The 18,576-nt window shown below is 72.9% G+C and carries 13 protein-coding genes, 2 pseudogenes and 1 riboswitch; of the genes and pseudogenes, 13 read left to right on the forward strand and 2 right to left on the reverse strand.

From position 1 onward, the window contains the following. Positions 1-243 precede the first annotated feature (243 nt). The 3 genes and pseudogenes from ABZ807_RS14865 to ABZ807_RS14875 all read left to right on the forward strand — a co-directional run bounded on the left by ABZ807_RS14865 (position 244) and on the right by ABZ807_RS14875 (position 2,249). Positions 244-1,454: pseudogene (locus ABZ807_RS14865) on the forward strand (helix-turn-helix transcriptional regulator). Positions 1,455-1,653: 199 nt separating this feature from the next. Then, positions 1,654-1,968, forward strand: a pseudogene (locus tag ABZ807_RS14870) (hypothetical protein); the annotation flags it as partial. Further along, positions 1,965-2,249 (forward strand): hypothetical protein, encoded by a 285-nt coding sequence (locus tag ABZ807_RS14875; RefSeq protein WP_357156887.1) that lies wholly within the window; start codon positions 1,965-1,967, stop codon positions 2,247-2,249. The pseudogene ABZ807_RS14870 and the gene ABZ807_RS14875, both read left to right, overlap by 4 nt. A 155-nt stretch (positions 2,250-2,404) precedes the next feature. Here the strand turns inward: ABZ807_RS14875 and ABZ807_RS14880 are convergent, their stop codons facing one another. Further along, a complete protein-coding gene (locus ABZ807_RS14880) occupies positions 2,405-3,841 on the reverse strand; it encodes a glycine hydroxymethyltransferase (protein WP_357156890.1) in 1,437 nt (478 codons plus the stop codon). A gap of 17 nt (positions 3,842-3,858) precedes the next feature. Then, positions 3,859-3,948: riboswitch (ZMP/ZTP riboswitch) on the reverse strand. Positions 3,949-4,101: 153 nt separating this feature from the next. Between ABZ807_RS14880 and ABZ807_RS14885 the strand changes: the two genes are divergently transcribed. The 4 genes from ABZ807_RS14885 to ABZ807_RS14900 all read left to right on the forward strand — a co-directional run bounded on the left by ABZ807_RS14885 (position 4,102) and on the right by ABZ807_RS14900 (position 7,621). Beyond that, complete coding sequence (locus ABZ807_RS14885) at positions 4,102-4,971, forward strand: metallophosphoesterase (protein WP_357156893.1); 870 nt, start codon at positions 4,102-4,104, stop codon at positions 4,969-4,971. 97 nt (positions 4,972-5,068) lie between these two features. Next, entirely contained in the window at positions 5,069-6,037 is a 969-nt protein-coding gene (locus ABZ807_RS14890; protein WP_357156896.1) for an ATP-binding cassette domain-containing protein, read from the forward strand. After that, positions 6,030-6,830, forward strand: a complete 801-nt coding sequence (locus ABZ807_RS14895; RefSeq protein WP_357156899.1) for an ABC-2 family transporter protein — start codon at positions 6,030-6,032, stop codon at positions 6,828-6,830. Before ABZ807_RS14890 ends, ABZ807_RS14895 begins: the two co-directional genes overlap by 8 nt. Then, the gene (locus ABZ807_RS14900) at positions 6,827-7,621 is read left to right on the forward strand and encodes an ABC-2 family transporter protein (protein ID WP_357156902.1); all 795 of its coding nucleotides are present in this window, start codon (positions 6,827-6,829) and stop codon (positions 7,619-7,621) included. The genes ABZ807_RS14895 and ABZ807_RS14900 overlap by 4 nt, the downstream gene beginning before the upstream one ends. Before the next feature lie 74 nt (positions 7,622-7,695). Here ABZ807_RS14900 and ABZ807_RS14905 read toward each other — a convergent pair whose 3' ends face one another. Then, the gene (locus ABZ807_RS14905) at positions 7,696-9,204 is read right to left on the reverse strand and encodes a S8 family serine peptidase (RefSeq protein ID WP_357156905.1); all 1,509 of its coding nucleotides are present in this window, start codon (positions 9,202-9,204) and stop codon (positions 7,696-7,698) included. Between the two features lie 366 nt (positions 9,205-9,570). Between ABZ807_RS14905 and ABZ807_RS14910 the strand changes: the two genes are divergently transcribed. The 6 genes from ABZ807_RS14910 (at position 9,571) to ABZ807_RS14935 (ending at position 18,574) form a co-directional block, all read left to right on the forward strand. After that, positions 9,571-9,792 (forward strand): hypothetical protein, encoded by a 222-nt coding sequence (locus ABZ807_RS14910; protein WP_357157376.1) that lies wholly within the window; start codon positions 9,571-9,573, stop codon positions 9,790-9,792. A gap of 196 nt (positions 9,793-9,988) precedes the next feature. Next, the gene (locus ABZ807_RS14915; RefSeq protein ID WP_357156908.1) at positions 9,989-10,315 is read left to right on the forward strand and encodes a hypothetical protein; all 327 of its coding nucleotides are present in this window, start codon (positions 9,989-9,991) and stop codon (positions 10,313-10,315) included. Between the two features lie 69 nt (positions 10,316-10,384). Further along, on the forward strand, positions 10,385-14,047 hold the full coding sequence (locus ABZ807_RS14920; protein WP_357156911.1) for a DUF4132 domain-containing protein: 3,663 nt from the start codon (positions 10,385-10,387) through the stop codon (positions 14,045-14,047). Next, complete coding sequence (locus ABZ807_RS14925; RefSeq protein ID WP_357156914.1) at positions 14,044-15,147, forward strand: AAA family ATPase; 1,104 nt, start codon at positions 14,044-14,046, stop codon at positions 15,145-15,147. The genes ABZ807_RS14920 and ABZ807_RS14925 overlap by 4 nt, the downstream gene beginning before the upstream one ends. Further along, on the forward strand, positions 15,147-17,465 hold the full coding sequence (locus ABZ807_RS14930) for a DUF5682 family protein (RefSeq protein WP_357156917.1): 2,319 nt from the start codon (positions 15,147-15,149) through the stop codon (positions 17,463-17,465). Before ABZ807_RS14925 ends, ABZ807_RS14930 begins: the two co-directional genes overlap by 1 nt. Continuing rightward, positions 17,462-18,574: a VWA domain-containing protein gene (locus tag ABZ807_RS14935; protein ID WP_357156920.1), complete on the forward strand. Its 1,113-nt coding sequence runs from the start codon at positions 17,462-17,464 to the stop codon at positions 18,572-18,574. The genes ABZ807_RS14930 and ABZ807_RS14935 overlap by 4 nt, the downstream gene beginning before the upstream one ends. Positions 18,575-18,576: the final 2 nt, after the last annotated feature.

The following is an 18,576-nucleotide window of genomic DNA, read 5'->3' on the forward strand; positions in this document are numbered from 1 at the left end:
AGACGGAGATCACCTGACCGCCCAACAGGATTTCTGCTGTCCGCGAGCAGGGACTCAACTGTCCGCCAACAAGGATTTTCCAGCGTCCGCTAGCACGAGATGTCGTGACTTGCTTCCAGGGCAAGCGACCTGCGGCCGTTCGTTGAGCTCACCGGGTTACCAGCTGGGTTGACGGTGAGTACCGTGGTCACGACGGCGGCCGGCAGGCCCGGCCATGCATCCCGCGCTACAGGGAGGTTCGGGATGGACTCCATGCCAGAGTTGACCTTCGGACAACGTTTGAAGGTCTACCGTGAGCGTTCGGGCAAGACCCGTGCTGTGCTTGGTGGGTTGGTCGGTCGTAGCGCCGAGTGGGTTAAGGCCGTGGAGACCGATCGCATCCTTCCGCCGCGAGTCCACATGTTGGATCGGATCGCCCGTGCCCTCAAGGTCGACGTGTCCGCCCTGGTCGGGGAGTTGAGCGACCGGTCTGCCGTCGTCAACGGGCCGGAGCATCCTGCACTGGCTTCGGTCCGTGACGCCGTGAATCGATTCCCGTTGTCCGATGACGGCGCCCCCAGCCGTTGCCGCAGATCAGGGGACGTCTTGCCGCAGCCTGGCGGGCACGTCATCAGGCTTCGGACCATCGCACGGTGCTCGGCGCTCTGCTCCCGGGCCTGGTTCGGGACGCCCAACGCGCGGCGTTGATGTACGAGGGTGACGAGCGTCGACAGGCGCATGCCCTGCTGGCCGAGGTGCTCGGGTTGGCGCAGATGTTCCTTGCCTACCAGCCCGCTGCCGAGTTGCTGTGGCGCGTCGCCGACCGGGCGATGGTGGCTGCCCAAGAGTCGGGAGATCCCCAGGCGCTGGCCTGCGCCGGGTGGTTCCTGTGTCAGGTTCATCGGGATGCTGGGGACTGGGACACTGCCATGACGGTGACCCTCGACGTCGTTTCGGCACTGGAAGCGCAGATGGCCGACGCGACACCGAACCTCCTCGCTCTCTGGGGAGCATTGAACTTCGAAGCCGCCTATACCGCCGCCCGCGCCGGTGAGGAGGGCCGCGCCTGGCGGTACTGGGACCGCGCGGATCGGGTGGCGCAGGGTCTGCCGCAGGGCTTCTACCAGCCGCAGACGTCGTTCTCGCGGGTCATCATGGGCGCCCACGCCGTGACCGTGGCTGTCGAGTTGCAGAAGTCCGGTGAGGCGGTGCGACAGGCCAAGCGCCTTGACCCGGGAGCCATCCCGTCGAGGCCGCGTCGCGCTCGGCACCTGATCGAGGTGGCCCGCGGCCACTACGGCAAGGGCGACAACGAAGCCACCGTTGGGACTCTCCGTCAGGCGTACGAGTCGGCACCGGAGACGATTCGCTTCAACGGCCACGCGCGCCAGATCACCCTGGACCTGCTCGACGGGCCGCGTTCCGTGCGGAACGACGTGCATGACCTCGCGCTGAAGGTCGGCCTCGTCTCGTGATCTAGGGGTAGGAACCTTACCCGTTCTCTGCGGCAACGCTCCGTATCTTCCTCCTCACGGGATGCGGCGGGCGGTGCGGTATCGCCTGGCCGCCGCGTCCCTCTCAATTCGGGGGCACGACAGACGCCCTCGTGACTGACGAGGGGGAGCAGGTGCAACGCGTCTCGTACGAGGAGTACCTGGTCGCTGTCGCCCTCACCCTGGCTCGCCGGCACCGGCCGGTCTGGTCCTGGCGAAAGTGGCGGCAGATCTGCCGCTGTGGAGCTGACCTGCCCTGCCATGCCCGGCACCGCATCCCTATCAACCGTGGCCACTGGCCGGGCGAGGAGGCGCAGTGAAAGACGACCAGGAACAGGCGATCCTGGCCGTACACGTCCGAGGGCTCGATGGCATGTGCGCCGGCTGCCGCGCCTGGTGGTCGCGGCTGGCGCCGTACCCGTGCTGGCAGGTGGACTGGGCGACCAGCCGGCAGGCCCGAACGATCACCGCCCGGTTCCTCGGCGGTGTGCGGTGACCACCCACGGCCCGGTCATGCCGATCTGGAGCTGCGGAGGCTGCGGCCTGCCCTGGCCCTGCCCCACGCGGAAGCGGGAGTTACGGGCGGAGTATGCCGACGCGCCGGTGTCGCTGGCCCTCTACCTCGGCTCCTACCTCGTCCAGGCCGCCGAGGACATGCCCTGGACGCCGGCCGGCGTGTTGCACCGCCGATTCCTCGGCTGGACCAGGGTGGCCGACCGGTCGACGCCAGCAGTACAGCAGCGAAGTACAGCAACCGTGCCAGCCATACCGGGCTGAGACGAGCCTCAGCAGGCCGGATGACCTCGGACGGCACCCGATCCGACCGGCTCGCCGAGAATTCCGGACGAGAGGGTCCTGATCACCGGCGGACGCGGGGATGGCGGGCCGAGCGGCGGTGGGCCGGCGCGCCGCGCCGGCCCACGCACGCGGGGTCAGCCCAGGTCGACGGCGGGGTAGAGGGGGAAGCCGGTGAGCAGCTCGCTCGCCTGCTTGCCGATCTTGTCGGCCAGCGCCGGGTCGAGGACGTACTTGGCCTTGGACGGGGTGCCGTCGGCGTTGGCGCCGGCCTGCGTCTGGCTGAGCACGGTGTGGATCAGCTCGGCGGTCTGGTCCATCTCCGCCGTGCCGAGGCCCCGGCTGGTCAACGCCGGGGTGCCGATCCGGATGCCCGAGGTGTACCAGGCGCCGTTCGGGTCCTGCGGGACCGAGTTGCGGTTGGTGACGATGCCCGAGTCCAGCAGCGCCTGCTCGGCCTGCCGCCCGGTCAGCCCGTAGCCGGAGACGTCGAGCAGCACCAGGTGGTTGTCGGTGCCGCCGGTGACCAGCTTCGTACCCCGGCGCAGCAGGCCCTCGGCGAGCGCCTGGGCGTTGTCGACGATGCGGGACGCGTAGTCGGCGAAGTCGGGGCGGCGGGCCTCGGCCAGCGCGACCGCCTTGGCGGCCATCACGTGCGGCAGCGGACCGCCGAGCACCATCGGGCAGCCCCGGTCCACCTGGTCGGCCAGCTCCGGGCCGCAGAGCACCATGCCGCCGCGCGGGCCGCGCAGCGACTTGTGGGTGGTGGTGGTGACGATGTGCGCGTGTGGCACCGGGTCGAAGTCGCCGGTGAAGACCTTGCCCGCGACCAGGCCGGCGAAGTGCGCCATGTCGACCATGAAGGTGGCGCCGACCGAGTCGGCGATCTCCCGCATGATCCGGAAGTTGACCTTCCGCGGGTACGCCGAGTAGCCGGCGACCAGGATCAGCGGCTTGAACTCCCGGGCCGCCTCGGCGACCTGGTCGTAGTCGATCAGGCCGGTGGCCGGGTCGGTGCCGTAGCTGCGCTGGTCGAACATCTTGCCGGAGATGTTCGGCCGGAAGCCGTGGGTGAGGTGGCCGCCGGCGTCCAGCGACATGCCGAGCATCCGCTGGTTGCCCAGCTCCCGGCGCAGCTCGAACCAGTCCGCCTCGGTGAGGTCGTTGACCTGGCGTACCTGGGCCTTCTTCAGGGCCGGGGACTCGACCCGATCGGCCAGGATCGCCCAGAACGCGACCAGGTTGGCGTCGATGCCGGAGTGCGGCTGCACGTACGCGTGGGTGGCGCCGAACAGCTCCCGGGCGTGCTCGGCGGCGAGCGCCTCGACGGTGTCGACGTTCTGGCAGCCGGCGTAGAAGCGGCGGCCGATGGTCCCCTCGGCGTACTTGTCGCTGAACCAGTTGCCCATGGCCAGCAGGGTGGCCGGGGAGGCGTAGTTCTCGCTGGCGATGAGCTTGAGCGACTCGCGCTGGTCGGCCAGCTCGGCGCCGATGGCGTCGGCCACCCGGGGCTCGACGGCGCGGATCACCTCGAGCGCGCTACGGAATGCGGTGGATTCGGCGTTCAGCGACATGCGACCTCCAGATGCGTGCGGAAGGCCCAGGCGCTCGGCGTGCGTCCTCATGACGGGACCGCTTCCCGATGGTGCTCCATCCCCACGCGCCAGTCACGGCCCGGGGAGATCCTACCGGGTCGTCGTCCCGGGACCCGCCCGACCTCGCCGTCGGCCGGGTGGTTGGGCGGCCGGGTCCGGGCAGAGCACCGGCTCGGCCGACTGATTTCTGCCGTCACGCGTGCCCCACTGCGCGGCGCGGGTCTGCGTACGATCGGCGGATGCTGGGGGAGGACGCCGACGGCAGCCTGGTCGCCATCAGCGACCTGCACGTCGGGTACGCGGAGAACCGGGCGCTGGTCGAGGCGCTGCGCCCGTCCTCGCCCCGGGACTGGCTGATCGTCGCCGGGGACGTGGGCGACACGGCCGCCGACATCGAGTGGGCGCTGGGCCTGCTGGCCGAGCGGTTCGACACGGTGGTGTGGGCACCGGGCAACCACGAGCTGTGGACCCCGCAGGGCGACCCGGTCACCCTGCGGGGCGTGGCCCGCTACCAGCACCTGGTGCAACGGTGCCGGGCGCTGGGCGTGCTCACCCCGGAGGATCCGTACCCGGTGTGGCGCGGCCCGGGCGGCCCGGTGCTGGTGGCGCCGCTGTTCCTGCTCTACGACTACAGCTGGCGCCCGGAGGGCTTCGACACCCGCGAGGCCGCGCTGGCCGAGGCGTACAGGACGGGGATCGTCTGCACCGACGAGTTCCTGCTGCACCCCGACCCGTACCCGAGCCGGCAGGACTGGTGCGCGGCGCGGATCGCCGAGACCGCCCGCCGCCTCGCCGAGCGGGATCCGGCCCTGCCGACCGTGCTGGTCAACCACTGGCCGCTGGTGCGGGAGCCGACCCGGGTGCTGCGCTACCCGATCTTCGCCCAGTGGTGCGGCACTGAAGCCACCGCCGACTGGCACCGCCGCTTCGACGCCGCCGCCGTGGTCTACGGGCACCTGCACATCCCCCGCACCACCTGGCACGACGGGGTCCGCTTCGAGGAGGCCTCGGTGGGCTACCCGCGGGAGTGGCGGCGGCGGAGCGTACCCCCGGGGCGGGTGCGGCGGATCCTGCCGGCGCCGGACGGCGTGCCACCGACCGCCTGGTGACCCGTGGCGCCCCCGGGTGGCGTGGGGGAGCGCTCAGTGGTCATGGGGAGGGGAAAATGCGTATCGATCGACGTGTGCCCACCGCTAGGGTCACCGGATGATCGAGGTGCGCGACCTGGCCAAGCATTTCCGCGTGCACCAGCGGCAACCCGGGCTGCGCGCTTCACTGCGCTCTCTCGTCCGGCGTGAGCACGTCACCGTGCGCGCGGTCGGCGGGGTCGGCTTCACCATCTCCGAGGGCGAGATCGTCGGCTTTCTCGGCCCGAACGGCGCCGGCAAGACGACCACGCTGAAGTGCCTGACCGGCCTGCTGCATCCCACCGCCGGCACCGTACGGGTGCTCGGGCACGTCCCACACCGCCGGGAGCCCGCGTTCCTGCGCCGGATCTCGCTGGTCATGGGCCAGCGCAACTCCCTGTTCTGGGACCTGCCCGCCGCCGACGCGTTCGAGGTCAACCGGGGGATCTACGGCCTCGCAGAGGGCCCGTACCGGTCGGCGCTCGACGAACTGGTCACCCTGCTGGACCTCGAACCGCTCCTGAACAAGCAGGTCCGGGTGCTCAGCCTCGGCGAGCGGATGCGGTGCGAGCTGGCCGGCGCGCTGCTGCACCGGCCGGACGTGCTCTTCCTCGACGAGCCCACGCTCGGCCTGGACGTCAACGGCCAGGCGGCGGTGCGGGCGTTCCTGCGCGATTACAACACCCGGCACGGCGCGACCGTGCTGCTCACCAGCCACTACATGGGCGACGTGACGGCGCTGGCCCGCCGGGTGCTGGTCATCGACCGCGGCATGCTGCGCTTCGACGGCGACCTCGCCGCGCTGGTCGAGGCCCACTCGCCGCACCGGCTGGTCCGGGTCACCCTGCGCGAGGCGGTGCCGGCGCAGACCTGGCTCGGCCTCGGCGAGGTGTCCTCGATCGACGGAGCCGTGGTCACCCTGACCGTGCCGCGCGCCGAGACGGCCGCGGTCGCGGCCCGGCTGCTGACCACGCTGCCCGTCGAGGACGTCGCGATCGAGGACCCGCCGGTGGAGGACATCGTCCGGGCGGTCTTCGCCCATGCGTGACGTCCTCACCGCGTACCCCGCGCTGGTGCGCAGCACGGCGCTGGTGGCGGCGACCTACCGGGGCCGGATGCTGCTGTCGGCGGTCACCAGCTTCTTCCCGTTGCTGACGATGGCGGTGTGGCTCACCGTCGTCGCCGAGGGCGGGCCGCCGGCGGGCTGGAGCACCGGCGACTTCCTGTCCTACTACGCGGCGGCGACGCTGCTGTGGAACCTCACGGGCGACGGCGTCGTGTGGCGGTGGGACGCGGACATGCGCAGCGGCGACCTGTCCGTGCGGCTGTTGCGCCCGGTGCATCCCTTCCACCAGTACGCCACCGCCGACCTCGGCCACCGCCTGGCGTTCCTGTCGGTGTTGTCGCCGGCCCTGCTGCTCGCCGCGCTGCTGGTGCCGGGCCTGGACTACCCTGTCGGCCCGGTCCAGCTTGTCGCCGTCGCCGCCGCGTTCGTGCTGGCGTACGCGGTGAGTCTGCTGATGGCGTCGACATTCGCGCTGATCGGGTTCTGGAGCACCCAGACGTCCAACGCCTGGCTGCTGTGGTGGGGCCTGGGCTCGTTCGCCTCCGGATGGGTGGCGCCCCTGGCGCTGATGCCGGACTGGCTGCGCACGGCCGGACTGGTGCTGCCGTTTCGCACCGCGATGGGCTTCCCGGTGGAGCTGCTGATGGGCCGCCTCGACGCGCGGCAGACCGCGTACGGCTTCGCCGTCGGGCTCGGTTGGCTGGCCGCGTTCGCCCTGCTGTACCGGGTGCTGTGGCGGCACGGCGTGCGCCGCTACCAGGCGGTGGCCGGATGAGCCGATGGACGAGGCAGGCGCGCGTCCTGAAGATCTGCTGGCGGGCGGCGGTCTCCGCTGAGTTGGAGTACCGGTTCAACTTCGTCTCCAACGTCGCGCTCAGCGCGTTCTGGTTGGTGTGGGCGGCGGTCGGCGCGTCGGTCTACTTCCGGTTCACCGGGGCCGTGGCCGGCTGGACACACGCCGAGGTGCTCGTCGTCATCGGCCTGTTCTTCGCCCTCAACGGCCTGCGTCAGGTGCTGCTGCAACCCAACCTGGAGCGGATGACCGAGTACGTGCGCCGGGGCACCCTCGATTTCCTGCTCACGAAGCCGTTCGACGCCCAGTTGCTGGTGAGCCTGCGGCACCTGAACGTGAGTAACCTGCTGGACCCGGTGCTGGGCCTGGCCCTGTCCACCGTCGGGGTTGTCCTGTCCGGCCGCGGCGTGTCGGCGGCCGCGCTGGCGGCGTTCGTGCTGCTGCTGGCCTGCGCCATGCTGCTGATGTACGCGCTGACCGTGGCACTGATGGCGCTCGCCGTGGTGCTGATGGGCGCCGAGGAGCTGGGCGAGGTCTCGTTCGCCTTCGTCGAGTTGTCCCGCTTCCCGGTGGACCTGTACCGCAATCCGGCGCAGGCCCTTCTGACGGTCGTGCCGGTGGCCTTCCTCACCACCTACCCGGCTGCGGCGCTGCTGGGCCGGCTCGACGCCTATCTGCTGCTGCTGGCCCCGGTGGTGGCGGCCGGCGCGGTGCTGCTGGCCAGCCTGGCCTGGCGGCGTGCCCTGCGCTCCTACGCCGGCGCCAGCGCCTGACGGGTCGTCAAGACCGCGAAACGGGTGGGGCCCGGCGATGTTCCGCCGGGCCCCACCACTGGTCGTGCGTGCTGCTACTTCACCACGTTGTACGCGTTGACCATGCCAGCACCGTAGAAGCCGTTCCGCTCACCACCGGAGCAGTACGACGGGCCGATGTTGCGCGGCAGCTCGTTCGGCGGCACCGGCGTCGGCCAGTTCGGCACCGGGTTGTAGACGCCGCCCGGGCAGGACTGCGCCACCGCCGTACGCTCCAGGAACGACGCCAGCTGACCCGCGGTCATGCCCGGGTGCGCCGAGACGGCCAGCGCCGCGACGCCGGTCACGTGCGGGCCGGACATCGAGGTGCCCTGCTTGTAGCCGTAGCCGTTGGTCTTCGTCGCCGTGTTGAAGGTGGTCGACAGAATCCCGTCGGTGATGGTCGACTTCGCACCCTGCGTGCGGAAGCGGGTGTCGCCACCCGGCGCCGTCACGTCGATGACACCCTGGCCGTACGAGGAGTAGTAGCTCTTCGCCCCGGTCGGGCCGACCGCCCCGACGGTCACCACGCCCGGCGCCTCGGCAGGCAGGTCGAGGCAGGCGTTGGTGAGGTTCTCGCGCGTCTCGGGCGTCCCGTTGTTCGGGCTGCCGTCGTCGGTGATCTTGTGCGCGAGATCGTAGTTCGAGTTACCCGCGGACGCCACGTTGAGCACGCCCTTGCTCGACGAGTAACGGATGGCCCGCTGGACCGCCTGCCACACCGGACGCTGGCGCGCGTCGTTGCGGCAGTTCAGCTCCCACGGGTCGATGTAGTAGCTGTTGTTGGTCAGCTGCATGCCGTGCTCGGCGGCCCACATGAACCCGCAGACCGCGGCCTCCGGGAAGATGGAGCCGCCGTCGTCGACCACCTTCACCGCGGCGAGCTTGACGCCCGGCGCGATGCCGGCCACGCCCTTGCCGTTGACGGCGGCGGCGATGGTGCCGGCCACGTGGGTGCCGTGGTCGGAGGTGGTCGGGTTCCAGGCCGCCTCGGTGGTGTCGGTGACCCCACCGATGCAGGACGTGCTCTTGTCCTTGGCGATCTGGTCCTTCAGATCCTCGTGGCTGGAGGAGATGCCACTGTCCAGCACGCCCACCACCACGTCGGCGCTGCCGGCGTTGACGGCGTGGGCCTGCGGGAGGCCGATCATCGGCATGTCCCACTGTTGACCGAACATGGGTTCCTTGGTCGGGTCGGCGGTGATGTTCGCCGCCTCGGCCGCGGAGACCTCGACGGTCTCGCTCTCTTCGAGAGCGGTGCCCAGGCCGGCGGTGGACGCCACCGACTCGACGCCCGCGCCCGCCACGTCGGTGGCGAAGCTGGGGTTGGTCGAGCGGACGACGAGCACGCCGATCTGGTCGTACGTGGCCACCACGGTGCCCTTGGCCGCGGCCACGCGGGCTGCCGCCTTCCCGGTCGAGGCGCCCTGCGGGGCCAGGACCAGGAACGTGGTGTCCGGCCCGGCGGCCGATGCCGCCGGGGCCAGCCCACCGGCGACGGCGAGGCCGACACCGAGCGTCACGGCGGACGCGGCAGCCAGTGTCTTTCGACGGAGGTTCTTCACACAGACTCCCAGGGGCTGTTTCCAGCCGGGTTGCGCCCCCTGGCGGGGAGCGGCCGGCGGGAAGCGGGCGGGGCGCCCGCTTCCGAACCAACAGCGTAGGAGGCTTGTGTGGCGTTACACACATCCGTTCGGTTGGTCAGCATCCGTCATACGGTGGCGACGTTGGCCGTGCTCTCGCCGTGCCGGACGATCCAGAAGGCTGCCAGTTCCGCCTAGGCCGATGCCTACCCGGGAACGCGGTGGTAACCGTGCGGGCTGCCCCACGGCTGCTCCGGCAGATCCGTGCGGCGCGTGCGTGAACCCGATGAGGGCGGGTAACCGCTGGGACCACAAGAAGCCGAGACGGGGAGGTGCGCCGTGGCGACCATGGTCAAGGGATCGACCAGCCCGGTGAAGGACAAGGACTACGACCTGATCCACGCGTTGCAGATGTCGCTGCAGCACGTCTGGCAGCTTGAGACGTACATCGCCGATGCGGACGCCCAGGGCGATACCGAGCTCGCCGACTGGTTCCGCGCGGTGCAGAACAACAATCGCAAGGCGGGTGATCAGGGCAAGCAGATGCTCATGGCCCGGATGCAGCGATAGAACGGATAACGCGGGCGGCGCCCGACCGGGCGGACCTCTGGTCCGCCCGGTCGTGGTGTTCCCGGTCCCCGAGCGGCACCCGCCGTGCCCGTGACGTTCCGTGAATGTCCGATACGGGGCAGCGCCGGCCCGATCGGCCGGCAAGAATGTGTCTCCGGTTCCGCGCCGACGGGGCGCGACGGGGAGGCGGATTCGGATGACCGTGGTCAGGGGACTGCGCGAGGCGCTGGTGCTGATCGTCATCGCGGTGGGGTTGGCCGCGCTCGCCGCGGCGATCTGGCTCGCCGCCAAGGGCGGTGACTTCACCCAGCGCTTCGGCCTCCTCCTCATGATTCTCGGCGCGCTGCTGGCGGTGACCGGTGACCTCACCCTGAGCCGGTTCGGCACGATGGAGGCGCGGACAATTTTCGGCATCCCGCCGGAGCGGGAGGATGCCGGTGGCGGGCGGGTCCTCACCGGCGTGGGCATCTTCCTGTTCGTCGCGGCGCCGCTGATGGCGATCGGTATCTGGCTGGCCGCCTGACCGCCCCCGCCGCGTTGTCGGTGGGCCCGGTTATGGTCCCCGCACACTGCGGGTGATCAAGGAGACGGCGTGCGCAGATTCGACTACACCAGCGGCAGCGCGGCGAAGTTCTGGCAGGTGGACCGGGCCGGCGCGATAGTGACCGTCGAGTATGGACGGATCGGGATGCAGGGGCGGAGCCAGGTCAAGGAGTTCGGCTCCGACGCCGAGGCCACCGCGCACGTCGACCGGCTGATCGCGGAGAAGCTCCGCAAGGGGTACGTCGAATCCGCCAGCGCCACCGGAACGCCGGCGGCGCCGGCCGCGTCTGCCTCGATCGCCGCGCCGGCCGTGTCCGCCACCGTCGGGGAGCCGGCGGAGGCATCCGGCGCGAGCTCGGTCGCCGCCACCGGTGCCCCACTGCCGGACGAGGAGACCTTCGTGGTGCCCGTGGGGTGGCGGCGTTCGCTCGTGCCCCGACGCGGTGGCGCGCCCGGTCCGGCCCTGCCGACCGGAGCGAAGGCCCGCCGGGCCGGCGAGGAACTGCTGGAGTCGCTGCGCGATGGCATCGACCGGCTGATCGGCAACGGCGGCGACCCCGAGGTGGTCGACGCGCTGCGGGCCTGGCGGGCCGGCGACCGGACGCCGCTGGGCGCCGGCGCGCTGGTGGTCGCGGTGACGCACGAGATCGGCTGGCGGGACACCGATCGGGCCCGGACCCTGGGCGACCTGCTGGTGGCGACGGACGGGGTGGTCGGCGCGGCCTGCGGCCTGGTCGAGTCGGCGCGGCTCAGCGCCCGGGACAGCTGGGCCGGTCGCACCTGCGTGCTCACCCTCACCGAAGGTGACCGTGCCGACTGGGACTACCGCGAGGGCCGAGTGGCCGTCCTGCGCCGGGTCCGGGCCCACCTCGCCGTCGCCACCGACGAGGAGTACGCCGCCGCTCGCGCCGCCCTGGCCGACTACCGGGACGCCGCGCTGCCGGTCCGGGTCGTCACCTCCTTCCTGCTGCCCACCGAGACCGCCTGGCTGGCCCAGGACGTGACGGACGTCGACCGGGTCGCCGAGCCGCCGCTGGCCGAGCTGATGATGCTCTCCGCCGACACCGCCGAGCGGTTCGCCCGGATGGCCGGCCACCTAGCCTTCTGGTCCGTCATGCACGACCCGGCCTCGGTCACCGCCGGCGCGGCCACCGTCGGCCCGGCGCTCGCCCCGCTGCTGGCCGAATGGTTCGACGAGGAGTACCTCGACGCGGCCGGCCGGCAGCGGCTGGTGGCGCTGCTCGCCGCCTTCCCCACCGACGAGGCGATGCGGCTGCTGCTCGACCGCCTCGACCGGAAGTACGTCCAGGCCGCCGTGCTGGACATGCTCCGGCGCTTCCCGGTGCGTGGGGTGCGCCTCCTCGCCGATGCGGCGCAGGGCCGTACCGCGGCAGCCCGGGAGGCGGCCACCCTGCTGCGCGGGCACGTGATGACCAACCCGGCGGCGGTCGAGGCCGCGCTGCCGCTGCTCGACGAGGCGCATCGGCAGCGGGTGGGGCAGGTCCGCGCGGAGCAGGCATCGGCCGTCGCGTCCGCCGACTCCGACCGGCTGCCCCCGGTGCTGGTCAGCCCGCCCTGGCTGGTCAAGCGGCAGCGGACCGCGCCGCCGGTGGTGCCGGGGCTGGCCCGGCCGGACGAGGCGGCGATCCAGTGGCTGCCCGGCGAGCGGGAGTGGTGGGCGGCCACCGAGAACCCGTACCTGGCGTACTGGCGACGCGGCGAGGACCTCGCCGACCTCGCCCCGCAGGTCGCTGCCGGGACGCTGCGCGACCACGAGGCGATCGCCTTCTTCACCCGGGCCCCCGAGGAGCTGGTCCGACCGTTGCTGCCGAGCTGGCGTCCGGACGACACCTGGAGCGCCCAGTACTGGGCCCGCCGCCTGGTCGGGCGTCACGAGCTGGCCGCGCTTCCCACCGCCCTGCACGTCGCCCGGAGCGCCCCGCAGAGCGCCGGCGACGTGCTGCTGCCGTACGCCGCCAGCGAGGTCGCCGACCTGATGGCCGACTGGCTGGACCGGCTCAAGTCGGCCCGACCGGCAGCCCTGGCCTGGTTCCGACGGCACCCGGCCACCGCCGCGCGGGCGCTGCTGCCGGCGGCGCTCGGCGAGCCCGGTCTGGCCCGGCGTGCCGCCGAGCGGGCGCTGCGCCTGGTCGCCATTGACGATCGGGAGCTGGTGCTCGCCGTCGCCCGGTCGTGCGGCGAAGCGGCCGCCACCGCCACGGTCGCCGTGCTCGACGCCGACCCGCTGGACCAGCTTCCGGCGCGCATCCCGGCCCTGCCGCAGTGGCTGGACCCGGTGCTGCTCCCGCCGGTGCTGCTGCGCGATCGCTCGGCGGCGCTGCCCGCCGACGCGCTGCGGCACCTGTACACCATGCTCGCCATCTCGAAGCCGGGCGAGGTCTACCCGGGTGTGGCCCTGGTCCGGGAGGCGTGTGATCCGGCCTCGCTGGCCGAGTTCGGCTGGGCGCTCTTCGAGCGCTGGCAGGCCGCCGGCGCGCCCGCCAAAGAGAGCTGGGTGCTGGCGGCGCTCGGCTGGATCGGCGACGACTCGACCGCCCGCCGGCTCGCCCCGGTGATCCGGGCCTGGCCCGGCGAGGGCGGGCACGCCCGCGCGGTCACCGGCCTCGACGTGCTCGCCACCATCGGCACCGACGTGGCGCTGATGCACCTCTACGGGATCTCGCAGAAGGTGAAGTTCCGCGGCCTGCGGGAGCGGGCCGCGCAGAAGGTCACCGAGGTGGCCACCGAGCTCGGGCTGGACGCTGACCAGCTCGGCGACCGGCTCGTCCCCGACCTGGGGCTGGACGCCGACGGCAGCCTGGTCCTCGACTACGGCCCGCGCCGGTTCACCGTCGGCTTCGACGAGCAGCTGAAGCCGTACGTGATGGACGGGCCGGGGACGCGCCGCAAGGACCTGCCCAAGCCGGGCACCCGGGACGACCAGGCGCTCGCGCCGGAGGCGTACCAGCGGTTCGTCGGGTTGAAGAAGGACGTGCGTACCCTCGCCGCCGACCAGATCCGCCGGTTCGAGGCGGCGATGGTGGCCCAGCGCCGCTGGGCCGCCGCCGACTTCCGGCGGTACTTCCTGGCGCACCCGCTGCTCTGGCACATCGTCCGCCGGCTGGTCTGGGCGACCTTCGACGACACCGGCGCGCCGGGCACCGCGTTCCGGGTGGCCGAGGACCGCAGTCTCGCCGACGTCGAGGACGAGGCGTACGTGCTGCCGGACGACGCGCGCGTGGGCATCGCGCACCCGCTGCACCTCGGCGCGGACCTGCCCGCCTGGGCGGAGCTCTTCGCCGACTACGAGATCCTCCAGCCCTTCGCCCAGCTCGGCCGGGAGGTGCACCGGTTCGACGACACCGAACGGGACGAGCGGCTGCTCAGCCGGTACGCGGGGGTCGCCGTCCCGACCGGCCGGCTGCTCGGGCTGGAGCGGCGCGGCTGGCGCCGGAGCGGAGCGCAGGACAACGGCGTCCAGCCGTGGCTGGAGCGCGAACTGCCCGGCAACCGGGCGATCGTGGTCAACATCGACCCGGGCATCACCGTGGGCATGGTCGACATGTTCCCCGACCAGAAGATCGAGGACGTCTGGGTGAACGACCGCCCCGAGGGCGACTGGTACCCGCGCGGCGGCAAGGTCCGCTTCGGCGACCTCGACGAGGTCACCGCGTCCGAGATCCTGCGCGACCTGGCGGAGGTGGTCCGGTGACCGCGCCCGAGCCCACCGGGGAGCGGGCCCAGCGGCCCCCGGTCGAGGTGCGCTACGCCGGCGAGCTGGCGAAGCTGGCCGTCGATGATGCCGACCCCCGCCCACCGGGCTGGGCGCTGAGTCTGCGGGCCGCCCGCCGGTTCATCCTCGGCGACCCGGCGGCCGGCATCCGCCGTAAGTTCGTCGGCGACCCGTCGCTGATCGACCGCGCCCTGGTCGCGCTCGCCACCAGCCGGGGGCTGATGCTGGTCGGTGAGCCGGGCACCGCCAAGTCGCTGCTGTCCGAGCTGCTGGCCGCCGCCGTCAGCAGCGACTCGACGCTCACCATCCAGGGCGGCGCTGCCACCACCGAGGACCAGATCCGCTACTCGTGGAACTACGCCCTGCTGGTCGCCGACGGCCCGTCACCGCGGGCGCTGGTGCCCGCGCCGCTGCTGCGCGGCATGGCGCAGGGCAGGGTGGTCCGCTTCGAGGAGATCACCCGCTGTCCGCTGGAGGTGCAGGACTGCCTGCTCTCCCCGCTGTCGGACCGGGTACTCGCGGTGCCCGAGCTGCCCGGCGCCGACGCGATGGTCTTCGCCCGGGAGGGCTTCAACGTGATCGCCACCGCGAACACCCGGGACCGGGGCGTCAACGAGATGAGCGCGGCACTGAAGCGCCGGTTCAACTTCGAGACGGTCTTCCCGATCCCGGATCTCGGTACCGAGCTGGAGTTGGTCGAGGCGGAGGCGGGCGAGCTGCTGCGCCGCTCCGGCGTCGCCGTGCCACCTCGCCGGGACGTGTTGGAGGTGCTGGTGACCACCTTCCGGGAGCTGCGTAGCGGGATCACCGAGCGGGGCGACGCGATGGAGCGGCTGTCGGCGGTGATGAGCACCGCCGAGGCCGTCTCGGTGGCGCACGCCGTCGGGCTGCGCGGTTGGTTCCTGCGCGGCGAGGCGGGCGACGCCGCCGACCTGGTCGCCTGCCTGGCGGGCACGGCCGCCAAGGACGACGCGGAGGACCTGGTCCGGCTGCGCCGCTACCTGGAGCAGCAGGTGTCCCGCCGCAAGGGCGCGCAGTGGCGGGCGTTGCACGACGCCCGGCACCTGCTGCCCGGCTGATGGCGACCACCGACCCGGCCGGCGTCACCTTCCTCGGGGTCCGCCACCACAGCCCGGCGTGTGCCCGGCTGGTGGCGGCCACCGTCGAGCGGCTTCGCCCGGCGTACGTGCTGGTGGAGGGGCCGGCCGACCTCAACGACCGGCTGGACGAGCTGCTGCTCGACCACGAACTGCCGATCGCCGTGTTCACCGCCTACCGGGACGCGGGCCGACGGCACGCCTCGTGGAGCCCGTTCTGCGCGTACTCGCCGGAGTGGGTGGCGCTGACCGCCGGACGGGCCGCCGGGGCGGACGTCCGCTTCATCGACCTGCCGGCCTGGCACCCAGCCTTCGCCCGGCGCAGCAACCGGTACGCCGACGCCGACCAGCGGTACGCCGAGGCGGTGGCCCGGCTCTGCGCCACGCTGGCGGTGGACAACGTGGACGCCCTGTGGGACCACCTGTTCGAGATCGGTCCGGACGAGGGGATCTCGCACCGGCTGGCGGCGTACTTCGACCTGCTGCGCGGGGAGTCCGAGGCGGGGGAGGACGACGCGGCGCGGGAGGCGTACATGGCCCGCTGGGTGCGCGCCGCACGCGCCCGGGCCGGCGGTCGTCCGGTACTGGTGGTCACCGGTGGGTTCCACCGGCCGGCGCTGGTCCGGCTGGTCGCCGACGGTCCCGGCGAGGCCGGCTGGCCGGAGGTGCCCGCCCCGGACCGGGACGCGGTGGCGGGCAGCTACCTGGTGCCGTACTCGTTCAAGCGGCTGGACGCCTTCGACGGCTACCAGTCGGGCATGCCCTCGCCCGGCTACTACCAGCGGCTCTGGGAGGACGGCCCACAGCGGGCGGCGGACGGTCTGGTGGAGTCGGTCGCCACCCGCCTGCGGCAGCGCCGGCAGTCGGTCTCCACCGCCGACCTGATCGCCGCCCGGACCATGGCCGGCGGCCTGGCCCGGCTGCGCGGGCACGCCCACCCGGCCCGCACCGACGTGCTGGACGGGCTGGTCTCTGCCCTGGTCACCGACGCGCTCGATCAGCCGCTGCCGTGGGCCTCCCGGGGGCGGCTCGCCGCCGGCACCCACCCGGCGGTGGTGGAGATGGTGGCCGCGCTCAGCGGCGACCGGACCGGCCGGCTGCACCCGCAGACGCCGCTGCCGCCCCTGGTGCACGACGTCGACGCCGAGCTGGACCGGCACGGCATCAGCCTCGACGGCGACCTCCAGCTGGACCTCACCGACGCCGCCGACCTCGACCGCAGCCGGCTGCTGCACCGGCTGCGGCTGCTGGGCGTCCCCGGCCACATCCGCGACAGCGGCCCCATGGTGGGCGCCCAGGCGGTGCTCGCCGAGCGCTGGTCGGCCCGGCCTGCGCCGGACCGGCTGGCCGAGGTGATCGAGGCCGGCGGGTACGGCCCGACCGTCCTCGACGCGGCCACCGCCCTGGTCGAGGAACGGATCACCCTGACCGGCGGCGACGTGCCGGGGCTTGCCACGCTGCTCTTCGACACCGCCCTGGCCGGTCTGCGGGAGCACTCCGCGCGGGCCCTCGCGGCCCTCGCCGGCGCGGTCGGCGCGGTGACCGAGCTGCCGGCGCTCGGCCGGGCGCTGGCCGTGGCCCTGGGGCTGTGGCGGCACGACCGGCTGCTCGGCAGCACCGGCGCCGCACCGCTGGCCGCCGTGATCATCGCGGCGGTCGACCGCGCGCTCTGGCTCGCCGAGGGCGTCCACGCCGCCACCGCCCCGGCCGACCGCGGCCGGCTGGCGGCCCTGGTCGCGGTCCGCGACGCGCTGCGGTACGCGGGGCCGGAGCTGGGTATCGGCGCCGGGCCGGCGCTGGCGGTGATGGGCCGGATCACCGCCGACCCGACCGCTCCACCCGACCTGCGCGGCGCCGCCCTCGGCTTCGGCTGGTCGCTCGGAGGGGAGGAGGATCCGGTCCGCGCGGTACGGGCGGTGGCCGCCCCGACCGTGCTCGGTGACTGGCTGGCAGGCCTCTTCGCGCTGGCCCGGGAGGAGGTGGTCGACGGCGACCAGACGCTGATCGGAGTGCTGGACGGCCTGCTCGGCGCGATGACCGCGGCCGACTTCCTGGTCGCCCTGCCGGCGCTGCGGCAGGCGTTCGGCTGGTTCCCGCCCCGGGAGCGGGAGGCCGTCGCCCGGCACGTGCTGGAGCTGCACGGGGCGTCTCGGTCGGCCCGTACGCTGCTGCGCCTCGACGCCGACCCGGTGCTCGTCGCCCGCGCCCGCGCGCTCGACGCCGAGGTCGACGCGCTGCTCGCCCGCGAGGGACTGCGCTCCGACGGGTCCGACCCTGACCAGGAAGGAGCCCTCCGATGACCGATCCGAGCCTGGAACGGTGGCGGCTGGTGCTCGGCGAGCCCGCCCAGGACTGCCTGGGCGCCCTCGGCGCGGAGGCCGCCGCCCGGGATGCCGCGCTGGACTGGCTCTACGGGCGCGACGAGGAGCTGGGCCGCCGCGACGTCCGCCGCGGCGGCAGCGGCCCGTCGGTGTTGACCACCGTGGACTGGCTGGACGAGATCACCCGGCTCTTCCCACGGGAGACCGTGGAGCGGTTGGAACGCGACGCCGTCGAGCGCTACGAGATCCACGACGTGGTCACCGACCCGCAGGTGCTGGCCCGGGTGGAGCCCAGCCCGACCCTGCTGCGGGCGGTGCTGCGCACCAAGCACCTGATGAACCCGGAGGTGCTGCGGCTGGCCCGGCGGATCGTCGAGGCGGTGGTCCGGCAGTTGATGGAGCGGATGGCGGCCGAGGTGCGGCAGTCCTTCTCCGGCGCGCGGGTCCGCCGGCCCAGCCGGTTTCGACAGGCCCGCAACTTCGACGTGCGGCGCACCATCCACGCCAACCTGGCGCACTGGCGGCCGGAGGAGCGGCGACTGCACGTGCGCACCCCGCACTTCTTCTCGCGTACCCGCCGGCACCTGGACCGGTGGCAGGTGATTCTGCTGGTCGACCAGTCCGGCTCGATGACCGGCTCGGTGATCCACGCCGCGGTCACCGCCGCCTGCCTCTGGGGCCTGCCCGGGGTCCGGACCCACCTGGTCGCCTTCGACACCGAGGTCGTCGACCTCACCGCCGCCGTGGACGACCCGGTCGAGCTGCTGATGAAGGTGCAGCTCGGCGGTGGCACCGACATCGCCCGGGCGGTGGCGTACGGGGCGCAACTGATCGAGAACCCGCGCCGGACCATCCTCGTGCTGATCACCGACTTCTACGAGGGCGGCAGCGAGGCGCAATTGGTCCGGGGCGTCCGGCAACTGGTCGAGCAGGGCACCCACGTGCTCGGTCTGGCCGCGCTGGACGAGGAGGCCAACCCGGCGTACGACCGGGCCATGGCGCAGCGACTCGCCGACGCCGGTGCCGGGGTGGGCGCGATGACCCCCGGCGAGCTGGCCGCCTTCGTCGCCGAGCACGTGGGCCGATGAGC

This window comes from Micromonospora sp. NPDC047548, from assembly GCF_040642975.1.
Classification (GTDB): domain Bacteria; phylum Actinomycetota; class Actinomycetes; order Mycobacteriales; family Micromonosporaceae; genus Micromonospora.

What these genes read in the sequence shown, in the direction of transcription:
- ABZ807_RS14915 (WP_357156908.1), top strand. Translation starts at nt 9,989, where the DNA reads ATGACCGTGGTCAGGGGACTGCGCGAGGCGCTGGTGCTGATCGTCATC.
- ABZ807_RS14900 (WP_357156902.1), top strand. Translation starts at nt 6,827, where the DNA reads ATGAGCCGATGGACGAGGCAGGCGCGCGTCCTGAAGATCTGCTGGCGG.
- ABZ807_RS14895 (WP_357156899.1), top strand. Translation starts at nt 6,030, where the DNA reads ATGCGTGACGTCCTCACCGCGTACCCCGCGCTGGTGCGCAGCACGGCG.
- ABZ807_RS14930 (WP_357156917.1), top strand. Translation starts at nt 15,147, where the DNA reads ATGGCGACCACCGACCCGGCCGGCGTCACCTTCCTCGGGGTCCGCCAC.
- ABZ807_RS14880 (WP_357156890.1), bottom strand. Translation starts at nt 3,841, where the DNA reads ATGTCGCTGAACGCCGAATCCACCGCATTCCGTAGCGCGCTCGAGGTG.
- ABZ807_RS14885 (WP_357156893.1), top strand. Translation starts at nt 4,102, where the DNA reads ATGCTGGGGGAGGACGCCGACGGCAGCCTGGTCGCCATCAGCGACCTG.
- ABZ807_RS14890 (WP_357156896.1), top strand. Translation starts at nt 5,069, where the DNA reads ATGATCGAGGTGCGCGACCTGGCCAAGCATTTCCGCGTGCACCAGCGG.
- ABZ807_RS14910 (WP_357157376.1), top strand. Translation starts at nt 9,571, where the DNA reads ATGGTCAAGGGATCGACCAGCCCGGTGAAGGACAAGGACTACGACCTG.
- ABZ807_RS14935 (WP_357156920.1), top strand. Translation starts at nt 17,462, where the DNA reads ATGACCGATCCGAGCCTGGAACGGTGGCGGCTGGTGCTCGGCGAGCCC.